Origin of the sequence: Paenibacillus sp. FSL H8-0175 (assembly GCF_045040615.1) — a bacterium.
Taxonomy (GTDB): Bacteria; Bacillota; Bacilli; order Paenibacillales; family Paenibacillaceae; genus Paenibacillus_AQ; species Paenibacillus_AQ odorifer.
In genome coordinates this window covers 6,455,456-6,470,121 of record NZ_CP150299.1, presented here as the reverse complement: position 1 = coordinate 6,470,121, position 14,666 = coordinate 6,455,456, and the positions used below count along the sequence as shown (strand labels likewise).

Here is a 14,666-nt window from a genome sequence, read left to right as displayed (position 1 = left end):
AATAATGTTAGATATTATTAAAAAAGCAAGTCTAGGAGCCGTGGGAAGTACAAATCCCGTGGCTTTTTCTTATGGAACGGTAACGGAGGCAGCTCCTTTGCAGATCCAGGTGGATCAGCGGTTTATTTTATCGGGGAATGCGTTAGTGCTGCCTGAATCGGTAATGGAAAGCAAGATCGACATCGAGGGCAAAGAAGTAATACTTCGGCGAGGACTAGCGAGTGGGGACCGCGTATTAATGGTTCGAATGCAGGGCGGACAAAGCTACATTGTTCTGGATCGGCTGGTGAGCCCGATATGATCCCTGCGATTGGAAAAGCTGGACCGATAACGGCCCTGCTTGAGGGGGAGGTCAACCTTGAGCGTGGGGAAAGTCCTAGTCTTACGTACCGGATGGATTGGGAGAGAAAAAGGATTACAGGCCAAACGGATGGACTAGAAGCTGTTCAACAGGCGGCGGCTAAAATATTGCGAACCGATCGGTTTGAACATCTGATTTACAGTTCTGATTACGGAACAGAGTGGCGGTTGGTGCTTGGCAAGGATCGGCTGCTGGTTAGAGCTGAAATCAGACGTATCGTAAGTGAGGCACTACTTCAGGATGAACGAATCCTTAGCTTAGAGAATATTGTTGTTTCGTTTACCGGAGATAATCTAACTTTTGACTGCAAGGTCGTCACACGTTACGGAAATTTTCAGCTGAGAAAGGAGTGGAATGAGGATGTATGAGGATCAGACGTATGAGGCTCTTTTGGAGCGGATGCTGGACCGGATTCCATCAGGATTGGATAAACGCGAGGGCAGCATCATTTATGACGCGTTGGCTCCAGCAGCCGCTGAGTTGGCACAGATGTATATTGAGCTGGATGTGAATAATAATCTGTATTTTGCAGATACGGCTACCGGGGAGTACTTAGAGCGAAGTATCTCCTGGTCAGGCATTGTAAGGCGTGAAGCTAGCAAGGCGCAGCTGAAAGGGATTTTTTATAAGGCGGATGGAGGATTGTTAGATGTTCCACTCGGCAGCCGCTTCTCACTCGAAATGCTGAATTATACGGCTGTGGAGAAGTTATCTCCTGGAGTGTATCGCTTGGAAAGTGAAACCGCTGGAGAAGAAGGAAATCGATATTTTGGCTCTTTACTGCCAGTGGATTATATCTCAGACCTAGCGCGCGGAGAAATAGCTTCTCTTCTGATCCCTGGGGAGGACATTGAAACGGATGATGCACTACGCCAGCGTTATTTGGATTCAGCCAGACGCCCAGCTACTAGCGGAAATAAATATCACTATATGGAGTGGGCACTACAAGTTCCGGGTGTGGGAGGCGCACGTGTTTTTCCATTATGGAAAGGTCCTAAAACTGTGAAGGTGATTATTGTGGACGCCGAAAAAAAACCAGCATCCGAGCTGTTGGCGGCTCAGGTGCAGCAATACATTGATCCGGTCTCAGGAGCGGGTGAGGGACAAGCACCGGTAGGGGCTGTTGTGACCGTGGCACCGGCTGCGGGCAAAAACATCAGTATAAGCGCCAAGGTAACCCTTGCTTCTGGCTATGCACTGCAAGCTGTAAACCAAGGCTTTCAGGTGATGCTTGAGAAATATCGCAAGGAGAAGGCTTTTTCAGCAACCTATATCAGTCAGTCTGTCATCGGGGCATTATTGCTTGCTACTGAAGGAGTTGCGGATTACACAGAGCTGAAGTTGAACAGTGGAGCGGGCAATGTGATGTTGAACGAAGAAGAAGTACCGTTGTTCGGCAACGTTCTACTGGAGGTGTAGCATGGGTTATCCAGAGCAAATTGATATTTTTCAAGAAAAACTTAATAAAAAAGCAAACGGTAGCAGTTATGTTATCGAAGAGAGATTACCGCTTGTAAATGGCGTTTATAGTGGTCTTCTAGCGCATGACAATATTAATAATCAGACCATTGCGGTGTACACAGGGTCACAGTATTCCGGGATCGAGCTACGCAATTTCACTGTGTCTTTTCCGGATGAGGCGCCCTGGCGGCGGTTGATTAAGATTTTTGCCGATGTGCCTGAGGTATATGTGACTTACGAAACTCCCGGCGATACGGTTGAAGCAGAGGATATTAACGGTTTGCAGGTGAGTCTTACTGCTGTCCAGACTGAAATAGAGCGTTATAAGAACAAGGGCCAGATTGATGGAGGATCATTTAGAAGAGAGGTGTAAAATGGCACAGACCATACAAATAAAGCGAGGTACAAAGGCTGAGCTAACGAGTTATGGCGTGTTGAAGGCAGGCGAGCTTGGTTTTTGCAGTGATACTAAGGAAGTTTATATTGGTGACGGCACGTCCAATTCCATGGTCGGCAGGGCGCTGTCAGGGCCAGAAGCTTCGCGTCCGGTTGCAGGATCCGTTGGTCGTTTGTATTACGTGACTACGGGTTCGAATAGCGGATATTTATATTTTGATGATGGGGCAGCTTGGCGGCGGGTGAATGCGCAGAAGCTTACCGATCTGACAGGTACAATTGATGATATCGCTGATGGAGCAACCTATGCGAAGGTGCTTAAAGCGGATATTAGTGCGGGACATATCAATAAAGTATCGGATGGCACAAGCGTAAAGACTGCCGCTGAGATCAAGACTCACATTGATGATGTGGCCAAGCACCGGACAATCAATGATACAGGGACTACGATTACAGACTTGTGGTCAGCGCAGAAGATTAAAAATGAAATTGAGTTGGCCAAGCATAACATCGAACCGCAAGCATCGGTAAAAGACCAGAACCTACTGGCTCCACCTGCCAGTCCGGTTGAGGGTGATCGATACATTATTCCAGCGGGAGCAACCGGGGCATGGGCGGGGAAAACGAATCAAATCGTGGAGTACCAATCTGCTGCTTGGGTATTTTATGTTCCTACCGTAGGCTGGACCGCTTACGTCGATGATGAGCAAAAGATCTATAGCTGGAATGGCAGCGCATGGGTACGCACGGGTGGTGCACTACAGACCATTACAGCTGGGAACGGGCTAATTGGTGGGGGTCAGGCCGATGCTGTGACACTGAATATTGGTGCAGGCAATGGAATCACGGTTACTGCAGACGCGATTGCGGTTACGGCAGGAAAAGGGATCACCGTAGATGCAGCCGGTGTAGCTGTAAGTGTGGATGGAAGCAGTATCGTTTATGATGCTGCGAATGGCAATAAACTTACCGTGGCCAGTATTGATGGCGGAACATTTTAGGGGGCGGGACAATGGCTCTAAAAACATTGATTCAAATACGCCGCGGCTTGGAAAGCGCCATTGGAGCGCTGGCTATTGGTGAGTTTGGGTATTGTACAGACAGTGGCAAGCTGTACATTGGTTCTGCCGCTGGTAATGTCTTGCTGGTAGCCGCGCAGAGTACCGGTGATATGCTGAAAAGCATTTACGATACGAATAACAATGGTAAGGTGGATTTTGCACAACAAGCGGATAGTGTAGCTTGGGCGGGGGTAGCAGGTAAACCAGTGGTATTTCCTCCGGCGGCGCATACACATGATTATTTGCCCAAAGGCCCCCTAACTTGGAATCAACTGAAGGGGGTGTAGAGGATGAGTTACGGCAGCTCTTTATACAGCGAATTGCAATATTCCGCAGATAAAGATTCGAGCCATCCGGGTGAAGTCGAGGCGCCTGATCTAATGCAGTATTTGCCGGACTATTATAGGGATGTCCGCGAAATGGAGAAGCTTCAGGAGACCATCGGGCTAGAAATTGGTGGACTGAAGCTGGGCACTATAGACGTACTGGATCAGGCTTTTGTTGAAACGGCAACGGTGAGCCTTGGACGATGGGAAGCTGAGCTTGGACTAAATATCGATTCATCCAAGTCATATGCCACACGCCGAGAGATGATTAAGGCAAAGCTGCGTGGAAATGGGACGACCACACCGGAGATGATTCAGCGGACGGCGTCAGCTTTTTCAGGTGGAGTGGTTGAAGTAAAGGAAGTGCCTGAGGAGTACCGTTTTGAGATTCATTTTGTGAGTACACTGGGGATTCCTCCAAATATGGCAGGGTTGATTCAAATCATCGAAGAGATTAAACCTGCGCATTTAGCTTATGAATTTGTGTTCAGCTATACCTGGTGGGACTCTGTTAAGGCTTTGACTTGGGAGAGTGCTCACAGTAAAACATGGAACGAATTAAGAACTTATAGATAGGAGAGTGACATATGCAAACCACAGGAAATTTGGGCTTAAAAAAGCCAGAGGGAACAGATATCGTTGATATTGCCGATCTGAACGGGAATATGGACATTTTGGACAATGCCGTTAATGGCAAGGTCGATAAAGTAACAGGCAAACAGCTATCTACGAATGACTACACCGCAGCTGAGAAAACAAAGCTGGCGGGGATTGCAACAGGAGCGAATAATTATGTGCATCCTAATCACACGGGGGATGTTATAAGTACTGGTGACGGGGGGACCGCAATTGCGGCTGGGGTGATTGTAAACGCCGATGTTAATGCTTCAGCCGGAATTGAGGCTTCGAAGATTGGAACGGGAGTGGTCTCTAACGCGGAGTTTGGGTACTTGGATGGGGTGACTAGTGGGATTCAGGGGCAGCTGAATGGTAAGGCGCCGTTGGTTACTACGCCTCAGCAGACGACAGCGGATATTACGTACTACGTACGGACGGACGGGAATGATAATAATACGGGATTGGTGAATACGGCGGGTGGGGCGTTTAGGACTATAACAAAAGCTGTGAACATGATTCCGCAGATTGTTACTCATAATGTGAACATTATTATTGCTCCTGGAACTTATGCAGAGAATATAAACATTACTGGATTTGTAGGAAAAGGAGTAATAGAATTAAAGGCTCAAGGTGGAGCAGTTCTTTCAGACTCATACATTATTCAGTCCCTTACTGTAACCCGTTGTCTTAATTCTGTTGTTGTAACCGGACTTAAAGCTTCTTCAACTACGAGCAATGGATTCAATGCAACTTACACGCATTCAGTTCTCTTCAATTATTGTAAAGTTGATGCTGCTACTTCTAATTTCGATGGTGTTTTTGTATCGTTTGCATTTGTGCGTGTTTACGGAGGTTCTTTTTCAAACAGGCGTTCTGGGATCACAGCCTATCTTGTCTCTCAAGTTAACGCTGAAGGAAATACAGGAAACGGAAATGCGACAGGACTGTTTGCAGATGGAGGTACAATTGTTAAAGCATCAATAAATCCATCTGCTTTAGTTGTGGTTAATAACGAGGTTGTCAGTACGAGTGGCGGTATTATTACCTCGGGGGTTGTTAATCCTTGGGGAGATAATACATTTTCAAAACGAAGTGCCTTTTCTGCCATACCATCTACTAATCAAGTGGTTCCGAAAGCCGTTTTAACAAAGATTAATTTCCAAACTGAGTATTACGACAATCTGGGTGAGTATAACCCTTCGACTAGTATGTTCACAGCAGCGAAATCAGGACTTTATCTAGTTGAATGCTCTATTGTAGTTAGTTCGCCGGAAGCACTAACTTCTCATTATCTTCAAATTTATAGAAACGGAACAAGTAGAGAAATAGGTGCTTATGGTATACCAGTGAACTCTGGTGGCGATATACAGCTATCTATAACTGCTATGCTTCCTATAAATGCCGGAGACAAACTTGAAGCCTATGTGCAGCATCATAATTCAATAGATAAAAGTATAACGACTGATTCTATATATTCAAGATTCAAGGTATCTCAAATTGCGTAATGGAGGGATTATAATGAACATATCAGCAGCAATTATGCACATGTACCCAAAATCTGACCCAGTGCATGACTTTACGGTGCGGGACAACGGGCCTGAACCTATTTTACGTGAAGGCGTACACGGACGGACACGCTACGAAATCCGACCATTAGATGAAGACGAAACCGAGTATATAGAAGATGTACACTATCGTTATGTAGTGGATTTTAACCGATTGAAAAAGGGCGTAGACTACGACATTATTGAACGTGGCCCATACATCGCAGCTTGGAACCTAGATGTCCCGCAACCAACGGAAGAAGAACTCGAAGCCGCGTGGGAAGCATATCTAGAAGCAGAAGCTAACAAACCACCAGAATTAAGCGAAGTCGAGCAACTCCGTGCTGAAAATACTGCTTTGCAAGACAGGCTTCAAGATGTCGAAGTCATTATGGCTGAATTACTCAGCATATAAACCCAGAGGGAGGTGAGTTGTAATCATGACAATGAATTCATTAACAGCCGCCAAAATTCGGTTGATGGCCAATGCCTGCATCACTCGTTATGATCGTGAGGAGGGTCCGATAAAGAATATCATTTCTTCCTATAACATGCAGCCGGATAATGAGAATTTGGTTAAGGATCAGATTCTCGAGAAACGATCAGATATTCATTTTGCTGAAAACGATTCGACTGAGCAAGCTTCATCAGCCAAATAATTAGCACGCATCCACACAGGAGCGTGTTTTTTTGTGCCCTCGGTGGTGCCGGGGGCTATTACGCATTAACATCATTACAGAAAGGAGCGGACGAATGGGCGAAGGGGATATTGCGCAATTGGAGAAGCTGCTGCCGCTGGCAGATAAGTATGGGCTGGCTTATATCGTTGCTTTCATTTTGATGATCGTGCTGATGGTGTTATTGCGTGCGATTGTTAAAGGGAACCTTGTACCGCGAGAAATGCTGGATCGGGCAGAGGAGGATCGGGATCGTCTGCAAGCGATTTTGGATAAGGAGCGCTCGGAGTTTATGCAGCCCACACTGGACGTCTTAAAGAAACTGAAGATTGACCATACGGAAGACAGGGGGAGTTAGGAATGCTGTCACAATGGATTCGGCGGCTGCTTCTCCCCCGGCATGTTGATAAAGAGATGGAGCTCCGCAGAGCCTCTACCAGCGTTACACTGACCATAAGTCATTATAAAAATGTCTCGCAGGAAATTCAGGAGGAGATTGATCGCAACCGGTTCGCCAAATATTTAGTTTATGATCGAGGGGATCATGATGCACATGATTGATTTTTTATTATTGGTGCTATATGGCACTACTACGGCCTGCGGAATATACATTATTCATTGCCACAGGCAATATTTTTACGAAAGATTTCATAAAGGTGTGGTCAGCGTTTTTATGCTGGCTATGCTTTTTTTCTTATTGGCTTATACATTCAATATGCTTATCGTTCTACTATTCCGTTTGGCAGAATTACTAGGAGTGGACATGACAACATGGCTGACTTGGCTTCATTATAGCTGGGCTATTGCCCAATTCGGTACAACTGGTGGAATTATCATATTAGCGATACTGACACGTTCCGGGAAATACGACCAATTTATTTATCTGAAAAAGATAGACAGAAAAGAGGAACTTCATGCTGACAATAACTCAGGTGAAAAATAAATCAGCCCAACACCTAACAGGCCTACACCCCGTAGTTCGTTCCGCTGCTACTGCTCTAATCGAACGTTGCTACAAACTCAACATCCCCATTCTCATTACGCAGGGACTTCGCACAATTGCCGAGCAGGATGCTCTATATGCACAAGGCCGCACCAAGCCCGGAGCGATTGTAACCAATGCGCGAGGCGGGTATAGCTATCATAATTTTGGATTGGCTGTAGATTTTGCTCTTTTGCTGCCGAATGGATCGAGTGTGTCATGGAATATGTGCCGGGACGGCAATAACAACCAGATCGCAGATTGGCAGGAGGTTGTGAAGGAGGCAAAAGGGCTGGGCTTCGAGTGGGGTGGCGACTGGACAAGCTTCAAGGATTACCCCCATTTTCAAATGGCGTTTGGGTTAACACTCACACAGTTACGAGCAGGGACAAAGCCCTCAACATCTGCGGTGGAGTCAGCGTATAAGGTCATCAATCGGAAGGAGGAGGAAGAATTGAAAAGTGATGTTATTGCTGTCGTAAAGGTTAACGGGGTTAAGGTTGCAGATGGAGTGCTTGAAAAAGGCATCACCTACGTCCCTGTACGTGTTATTGCAGAAGCGCTGGGTGCTCAGGTAGGTTATGATTCTGCGACTCGAACGGTTGAGATTATAAGTAGCCACTAAGGAGGGAAAAGGATGGAAACTGGAACAATTTTAGATGATGTTATGGCGTTCGCCTCTATATTAGCAGTATTCGTACTGGCACTGGTTCAGTTGGTCAAAAATAGTATCAACATCCCGCGTAATGCAGTACCGATTATCGGACTATTGATAGGTTTGTTCATCGGCGTAGTAGCGTATCCTTTTACTGAACTTGATTTAGTGCTTCGCCTTTGGGCTGGGGGTCTTGCAGGCTTATCTGCAACCGGGTTGTTTGAACTAGCTTTTAAGGATCGCCCGGGCACGACGAAAGGGTAAGTGGATAATAGGTACGAATCATAAAAAGGGCTGTTCCAAAAAGTCTGAAAAAGACCTAAGGAAGAGCCCCATTGTTTTTCTTATGATATTACATAAATAAGTTTCAGAACGAAAGCGTGCTGCCGGGTTGTAAAGAATATAGTCCTGTGAAACCTTCTCCTTTTAATATAGAAGCTACTTGGTCGATATGTGGTTTGGGAGCATGGACGAGCACTGTCCGGTGGCTGGGAATCGTTTGGAGCATTTTGCGAATGTCCGGCAAGCCTTGATGGACTTTATAGCGGATAAGTGAGACTGTACAGCGCACGCTGCTAGATTCTTCGATCATAGCTTGCTTAACAAGACGATGTCCAAAGCTTCCCGCCGCTAAATGTCCCGTAAAAATCACATGGTTGTCAGGAGAAACAGAGAGTTGCTGAAAGTATTCTTGTGCTTTTGCTGACTGCATCATCCCGTCATTGGTGAATACGATAGCTCCCTTAAGATTCAACATTGCCTTCGCGCGTTCGTCCGAATTAGATACAACACACAAGTTTTTTCTGTTAAAAAGCGCATTTACGCGCTGAATAGCGTCCTCTTTCAGCCATTCCACCTTGTCGCTTAATGCTCGTAAAGGAGCGACGAGTACTTCTTCAACGATCAATTGATGATCTGGAAAACATTCATTTGCCCATACGACCAATTCCTGGCTTCTGCCATGGATAGGCACAGGAAGGAGGACTGAGCCCCCTTTTTGCAAGGTGTTATGGATGGCTATCTCTAATTGCTGTAATTTTACAAGCTGCTCATCAGGATCAGCCCCATAAGCGGCATCGATAATGGACAGATCAGCCACATTTTTAGCTTCGGCTTCCATAATTGCTGGGGTGTCTGCCGTGAGCAGCTGCGACTCCTCTGTATAATCCCCCGAGAAATATATGAATTTTCCGTCCCATTGGATAACCAACCAAACCGAACCTGCTAAATGCCCGCTACGTCCCCATTGAACTCGAAGGTTAGGCGCAAGCGTCAGCCAAGTGTGAGGGGAGACATACTCCTCTAAATACATGAATTGAATAGCTTTTTTATCCGTTTCCTCATAGGGGAGCGGGGCGGATTGAGCCGCCACATATTTATCCCAGGCCTCGAAATAATCAGGAAGCTGTAATGAGGTAGATCTAGTAGTCCATACCTTACCTCTGTATCCGTGTTTATAAAGTAAGGGCAGCGCTATGGAATGATCCTCATGCGCATGAGACAGAAATACTGCCTGCAAATGTGGAATAATATCCGTATCAAGTAGGGGGTATTCACCGGGGCCTTCTTTTTTTACGCCACAATCGAGCAGGATGCCATTTCGTGAATCCTTGCCCTGCAAAAGATAGGAGGAACGGCCATGCTCTCCGGCCCCTCCCCAAATCGTTAGTGTGCTCATTGTTGTCTCCGCTTTCTATCTGGGCTTAAATATTCTAAGACTAATAGTAATAAGGTAGTGATGCCTACAGAGATTACAGCCATGGCCATCCCCATGGCTACCGCACCTTGTTCAAACTGGGCAAAAATATAGGTTGCCGAGGTCTGCATTGAAGGTGGCAGAATGAGTAATGAGGCTACCAGTTCCCGATTAGAAATGGTGAAAGTCATCATCCAGCCAGCCACCATCCCCGGAAGGATGAGGGGAAGCAGGATACGGCGGAACACATACAGCTTACTACCTCCGAATACTTGTCCCGCTTGCATCAGAGAGGAATCGATTTGCCCATAGCTTGCTTTTACATACTGAACAGTATAAGGAAGGAAAAGTACGACATAAGTCAGTACAACCATCCAGTAGGTATTATAGAGCGGGATAGGCATCCAGCGGGCATTCCACAGCAGAATTAGCCCTACTACAATTACAATTCCAGGGACTGTATTTGGAAGCAAGCTGAATAAATCTGTAATTTTCTGCTTGAATGTAGCCCCTTTTCCTACCGTTAAGGCAAACCAAGTCCCGAGAATAACAGCGATACTGGAAGCAACGATAGCTAATGTAAAGCTATTTAATAAGGCCTCTAGTCCTTGCGAACCCGGGGATAACAGCTCTGCATAATGTTTTAAGGTTAGATTGCTCCAGGATACACCTTCTCCCCGAAGCTTCAATAATGAGGCTGTTATGATAGAGAAATAAGGAATGCCGATGGATGCCAGAAGCAATAGAAGAACATAACCCCAGCTAAGAAACCCTACGATTCCTGTACTCTTATAACGTTTAGTACGAGTTCCTTTTCCACCGATCAGACGGTAAGAGTAGCGGCTGCTAATTATAGTTTGGATGTACCACATGACAAGACAAACTCCGAGCAGCAAGGAGGCTAGTGAAGTAGCCTTACCAAAATCAATCGGCCAACTGGAGATATATTTATGGATCTCAGAGGTCAGCACGTAAAAGCCGATCCTGCGGCCAAAGGTCGCAGGGGTACCGAATTCAGCAATGGTTTTGACGAAGATGAGCAGTGCTCCAAGCCCATAGCTAGAGAGCAGTAAAGGAATAATCACTCTTTTAAATCTGTAAAAGAAGGGGGCGCCGTGAACAGAGGCTGCTTCCTCCAGATTGCCCCCGATCTGCAAAAGCGCATTGCGCAGCAGCAGGTACAGGAAGGGAAACAGGTGAAGGCTCATGATCAGCACCATACCCCCATAGCTAAAGAAATATGGTGTCAACACGGAGGAGGAGGGCAGAAACTGCTCCATATACCCACCCGTCTGCATAAACAACATCCAGCCCATAGAACCAATGTAAGGCGGCGTCATAAATGGAATTAACAGCACGACATCCAGCCAGTTGTGGCGCCCTAAGTCGGTTTTTGCCATAATCCAGGCTAGAGGTAGCGCAAACAAAGTAGTTAGCAGAATGACGCTTACCCCAAGCCCGATAGAATTCAGCAGCACCTCTACTAGGTCATTGCTCCCCATAATGGTTCGTAGTGGTGCGGCTATGTCGAGATGCTCCTCTGGATAAATACTGGTCCAGAAAATGAGCAGGAGTGGCAGCAGCACGATCACGGTTAGTATAAATAAAGCCAGTCCACCGCTCACCCATTTAAATGAGCGCAAAGAGTTAGTATTCATTACGCTTATTTAAAAATTTGTGTGAAGGTCGAGGAAACTTCATCGCTGTGCTCATTCATCCATTCCCAATTCACATCAAATGTTTTGATTTCTTCAAGATTGGCACGATTTTCTGCCTTCACGTCAGTTCTGCCTGGCAGCAAATAGGCTTTGGCAACAAGGGCTTGTGCTTCATCGGAGAGCAGGTAGTCGATAAAAGCCTTAGCGTTATCTACATTTGGGCTTGTCTTAATGATCGCAGCCGGACGAGGGCTGATTACAGTTCCTTCAGCAGGATAGACGATATCCACAGGTTCTCCGTCAGCCTTTGCTTTATAAGCCATGTAATCTACGCCAGCAGCAACGACGGATTTAGCACCGGTAATCACCGGATCAAGTGTCTCTTGATTGGCGCCTGCCATAGCTACTTCATTGCTTTTATATTGTTTGAAAAGATCCCAGCCACTGTCCCCCTTAGCACTTAAATACCCAGTCATGAAATCAAGAGCCGAGCCGGAAAGTGAAGGATCAGGGATATTGACTGCACCCTTCCATTCCGCTTTGATGAGGTCATCCCAGGAGGTCGGCGGTGAGCTTACTTTTTTGGTATTGTAGACAATACCGAGTGCGGATGCACTGTAACTGAAATAGTTACCTTCATCTATATCTGACCAATCGCTAACCAGCTTGTCTGCATTAATCGCTTCTTTATATGGAAGTAATAATCCGTCGTTTTTCATTCCTTGCATGGACGGAAGAGAGGCGAGGACAACAACATCAACGACCGGATTGGATTTTTCTGCTTCCATGCGGGCAAGTATTTTTCCTGTAGTGCCTTGGAACATTTCAACCTTAACGCCAGTTTTGGCTTCAAAGCCGTCTTTGATTTTATTGGCTAAACCTTCAGGGCCTGCACTGTAAACGACAAGATTGCCGCTTAGTGTCTTTTCTGTTGGTTGTGGGGCTTCAGTTTGCGTCGCCGCCGCAGTATCGGTTTGGTTGTTGCTTGCGTTAGCCGCAGGGGTGTTCGAGGAGCCGCAGCCCACTAAAGTAATACCAAGTGAAGTTGTTAGAAGAAGTGAACTTAACCCTTTTGTCTTTTTCATTTGATTCAATGTTATTGCCTCCCTAATATTGTTGTGTGCATCTTGCTGCATGGAACAGCATCATATAGAGCCATTCCATGCAGTGGACGCTTAATTCAGATGATGGATTTGGTGCTCTGAAGCGTACAGCTGAATCTTTTCCCCTACAGGTAGGCGCCGATCATGATAAGCGGTCCAAGTCCCATTGTGCTCCATGTTCAGAATGATCTCATAGCGATCCCCCATATAACTCACATGCTGAATAGTCCCTGTAAAAGGAAGAGAGGAAGCATTCTCCTGAGACCAGCGTAAATGTTCTGGACGCAGCATCTGTTTATCCGGAACGATCCAGTTGGATTTTCCAATAAAGTGGGCTACAAAAGGATGACTCGGTTTACGATAAATGTCCTCAGGAGATCCACTCTGTAAAATAGTGCCACCTTGCATTACAACTACTTCATCTGACATAGACATCGCCTCGGTTTGATCATGCGTCACATACAGGGCTGTAATGCCCATGTTTTTCACCAAGGAGATTAACTCCAGCCTCATTTCATCTCGCAAGACCGCATCCAGCGCACTTAATGGCTCATCGAATAATACAAGCTGAGGGCGCATGACTACGGCTCTGGCAAAAGCAACCCGCTGCTGTTGTCCACCGGACAGCTGATGTGGAAAACGCAGCTCCAACCCCTCCAGCTTGACCGATCGAAGCGCCTCCTGTACCCGAACCCGTAAATTCTTTTTTTGTTTGGAAGCTCGAAGTCCGAAGGCTACATTCTCGAACACAGTCAGATGCGGCCAGAGGGCGAAATCTTGAAAAACCATGCCAAAGTTACGGCGATGAATGGGGTGGCTAATTCTTTTGCTGCCTGAAAAAATAAACTCATCATCGATCAGAATTTCTCCTGCATCCGGTGTTTCCAGCCCAGCAATCAGACGGAGTAGTGTCGTCTTTCCACAACCTGAAGGACCGAGTAATGTCGTAAAGCTTCCAGCGGGAATCTTCAGATCTGCAGCCTTCAAGGCATGCACATCTCCGAATTTCTTTTCCAATCTGTGGATTGTAATTTCCTTCATTCTATCTACCTGCCTGTTCTTAAGCTTGTTCTTAGTGTAAAGGTAAAGAATTCCCGCTATATTTGCTGAATGTAACTGTGATATTAACTTTTTTGCCGATTTATTTTAACATTCATAGAATTCTTCTATGTTACCGTTTAGGAAAAGGCGAGGGAGTGGAAGAGAATGAACCTTAATCTAATGAAGCTGGAAATTGTAGAACTGCTGAATAAACATAAAAAAATTACCACGGTAGCAGATAAACTCGGACTAAAGCAGCCCACTGTTACGTATCATTTGAAGAATTTAGAGCAGCAATTGGGGGAGAAGTTATTTGAATCCAGAATGGATAAAATGATACTTACGGAGAGTGGCAAAGCATTTCTTCACTATGCGATCAAAATCAATGCGCTTGCTGCGGAAGCGGAGCGGGTGGTAAAAGAGTTCAGTCAGGCAGGTCGGGGAACGCTGAAAATTGGCGCCAGTTATGTTCCAGCTACTTATATTCTTCCACAAATATTGGGGCTGTTTGGCGAACAACATCCGGGGATTACCATTTCTTTATCGGTTAAGCCTTCACCGGTGATCAAAGAAATGCTTGCCAGTCATGAGATTGATCTTGGTATTTTGTCTACGGAATCTTTTTATCTGCCTGATCTGCATACTCAAGCCTTATGTGAGGATGAGCTTGTCCTTGTTTTTGCACCTACACATGATTTTGCCGGATTTTCTAATTTAAACTCAGCGATGATTGCTTCAGCGAGCTTTATTTTACATGACAAGGAATCAAGCACACGCCAGTTGACGGATAAATGGTTTGAACGAGAGGGAAAAGAATCAAAACCGCATATTTTGCTCGATTCACTGGAGGCAATTAAGCAATCGCTCATGAGTGGACAACATGTTTCATTTATTTCACGACTTGCTGTGGAGGACGAGGTAGCCAGAGGAAGATTGCTAATGCGAGCCATTCCGGATTATAATTTTGAAAGACATATTTATTATTCGTATAACCGTGATCGCCATTATTCTCCTTTAATTGGACTGTTCATTGATCAGCTCCGTACAATCCGAATATAAGCATACATAGAGAATATACGATAGAGCC

General features: G+C 45.8%; 20 protein-coding genes. 16 read left to right on the top strand and 4 right to left on the bottom strand.

Annotated features, from left to right (window positions below):
• Positions 1–4 precede the first annotated feature (4 nt).
• From MHH46_RS28665 to MHH46_RS28595, 15 genes are all read left to right on the top strand, one after another.
• A complete protein-coding gene (locus MHH46_RS28665) occupies positions 5–301 on the top strand; it encodes a DUF2577 domain-containing protein (RefSeq protein WP_076099903.1) in 297 nt (98 codons plus the stop codon).
• Entirely contained in the window at positions 298–729 is a 432-nt protein-coding gene (locus tag MHH46_RS28660) for a DUF2634 domain-containing protein (protein WP_076099869.1), read from the top strand. Before MHH46_RS28665 ends, MHH46_RS28660 begins: the two co-directional genes overlap by 4 nt.
• Positions 722–1,780, top strand: coding sequence for a baseplate J/gp47 family protein (locus MHH46_RS28655; RefSeq protein ID WP_036681258.1), 1,059 nt, complete (start codon positions 722–724; stop codon positions 1,778–1,780). The genes MHH46_RS28660 and MHH46_RS28655 overlap by 8 nt, the downstream gene beginning before the upstream one ends.
• Position 1,781: 1 nt before the next feature.
• Positions 1,782–2,195, top strand: coding sequence for a hypothetical protein (locus MHH46_RS28650; protein WP_036681259.1), 414 nt, complete (start codon positions 1,782–1,784; stop codon positions 2,193–2,195).
• Position 2,196: 1 nt separating this feature from the next.
• A complete protein-coding gene (locus tag MHH46_RS28645) occupies positions 2,197–3,219 on the top strand; it encodes a DUF2793 domain-containing protein (RefSeq protein WP_076193923.1) in 1,023 nt (340 codons plus the stop codon).
• Between the two features lie 11 nt (positions 3,220–3,230).
• Positions 3,231–3,566 carry a hypothetical protein gene (locus tag MHH46_RS28640; RefSeq protein ID WP_076193925.1) on the top strand — a complete coding sequence of 112 codons (336 nt, stop codon included), beginning with the start codon at positions 3,231–3,233 and terminating at the stop codon, positions 3,564–3,566.
• 3 nt (positions 3,567–3,569) lie between these two features.
• Positions 3,570–4,181, top strand: a complete 612-nt coding sequence (locus tag MHH46_RS28635; RefSeq protein ID WP_076193927.1) for a putative phage tail protein — start codon at positions 3,570–3,572, stop codon at positions 4,179–4,181.
• Between the two features lie 11 nt (positions 4,182–4,192).
• Complete coding sequence (locus MHH46_RS28630) at positions 4,193–5,728, top strand: C1q-like domain-containing protein (RefSeq protein ID WP_076193929.1); 1,536 nt, start codon at positions 4,193–4,195, stop codon at positions 5,726–5,728.
• A 13-nt stretch (positions 5,729–5,741) separates the two neighbouring features.
• Positions 5,742–6,182 (top strand): XkdW family protein, encoded by a 441-nt coding sequence (locus MHH46_RS28625; protein WP_076193931.1) that lies wholly within the window; start codon positions 5,742–5,744, stop codon positions 6,180–6,182.
• Positions 6,183–6,207: 25 nt separating this feature from the next.
• Positions 6,208–6,426, top strand: coding sequence for a hypothetical protein (locus tag MHH46_RS28620; protein WP_081387930.1), 219 nt, complete (start codon positions 6,208–6,210; stop codon positions 6,424–6,426).
• Positions 6,427–6,520: 94 nt separating this feature from the next.
• Positions 6,521–6,802, top strand: a complete 282-nt coding sequence (locus tag MHH46_RS28615; RefSeq protein WP_036681272.1) for a hypothetical protein — start codon at positions 6,521–6,523, stop codon at positions 6,800–6,802.
• Positions 6,803–6,804: 2 nt separating this feature from the next.
• The gene (locus tag MHH46_RS28610) at positions 6,805–7,005 is read left to right on the top strand and encodes a hypothetical protein (RefSeq protein ID WP_036681274.1); all 201 of its coding nucleotides are present in this window, start codon (positions 6,805–6,807) and stop codon (positions 7,003–7,005) included.
• Positions 6,998–7,387 (top strand): hypothetical protein, encoded by a 390-nt coding sequence (locus MHH46_RS28605; protein ID WP_076193933.1) that lies wholly within the window; start codon positions 6,998–7,000, stop codon positions 7,385–7,387. Before MHH46_RS28610 ends, MHH46_RS28605 begins: the two co-directional genes overlap by 8 nt.
• The gene (locus MHH46_RS28600; RefSeq protein ID WP_076193935.1) at positions 7,359–8,051 is read left to right on the top strand and encodes a M15 family metallopeptidase; all 693 of its coding nucleotides are present in this window, start codon (positions 7,359–7,361) and stop codon (positions 8,049–8,051) included. Before MHH46_RS28605 ends, MHH46_RS28600 begins: the two co-directional genes overlap by 29 nt.
• Positions 8,052–8,063: 12 nt before the next feature.
• The gene (locus MHH46_RS28595) at positions 8,064–8,345 is read left to right on the top strand and encodes a holin (RefSeq protein WP_076099882.1); all 282 of its coding nucleotides are present in this window, start codon (positions 8,064–8,066) and stop codon (positions 8,343–8,345) included.
• Positions 8,346–8,448: 103 nt separating this feature from the next.
• Here MHH46_RS28595 and MHH46_RS28590 read toward each other — a convergent pair whose 3' ends face one another.
• The 4 genes from MHH46_RS28590 to MHH46_RS28575 all read right to left on the bottom strand — a co-directional run bounded on the left by MHH46_RS28590 (position 8,449) and on the right by MHH46_RS28575 (position 13,579).
• Positions 8,449–9,759 (bottom strand): MBL fold metallo-hydrolase, encoded by a 1,311-nt coding sequence (locus MHH46_RS28590; RefSeq protein WP_076193937.1) that lies wholly within the window; start codon positions 9,757–9,759, stop codon positions 8,449–8,451.
• The gene (locus tag MHH46_RS28585) at positions 9,756–11,435 is read right to left on the bottom strand and encodes an iron ABC transporter permease (protein WP_076193939.1); all 1,680 of its coding nucleotides are present in this window, start codon (positions 11,433–11,435) and stop codon (positions 9,756–9,758) included. Before MHH46_RS28585 ends, MHH46_RS28590 begins: the two co-directional genes overlap by 4 nt.
• Positions 11,436–11,440: 5 nt before the next feature.
• Positions 11,441–12,520: an ABC transporter substrate-binding protein gene (locus MHH46_RS28580; protein ID WP_076194065.1), complete on the bottom strand. Its 1,080-nt coding sequence runs from the start codon at positions 12,518–12,520 to the stop codon at positions 11,441–11,443.
• Positions 12,521–12,610: 90 nt separating this feature from the next.
• A complete protein-coding gene (locus MHH46_RS28575; protein ID WP_036681283.1) occupies positions 12,611–13,579 on the bottom strand; it encodes an ABC transporter ATP-binding protein in 969 nt (322 codons plus the stop codon).
• Positions 13,580–13,744: 165 nt separating this feature from the next.
• Between MHH46_RS28575 and MHH46_RS28570 the strand changes: the two genes are divergently transcribed.
• Positions 13,745–14,638: a LysR family transcriptional regulator gene (locus MHH46_RS28570; protein WP_076193941.1), complete on the top strand. Its 894-nt coding sequence runs from the start codon at positions 13,745–13,747 to the stop codon at positions 14,636–14,638.
• Positions 14,639–14,666: the final 28 nt, after the last annotated feature.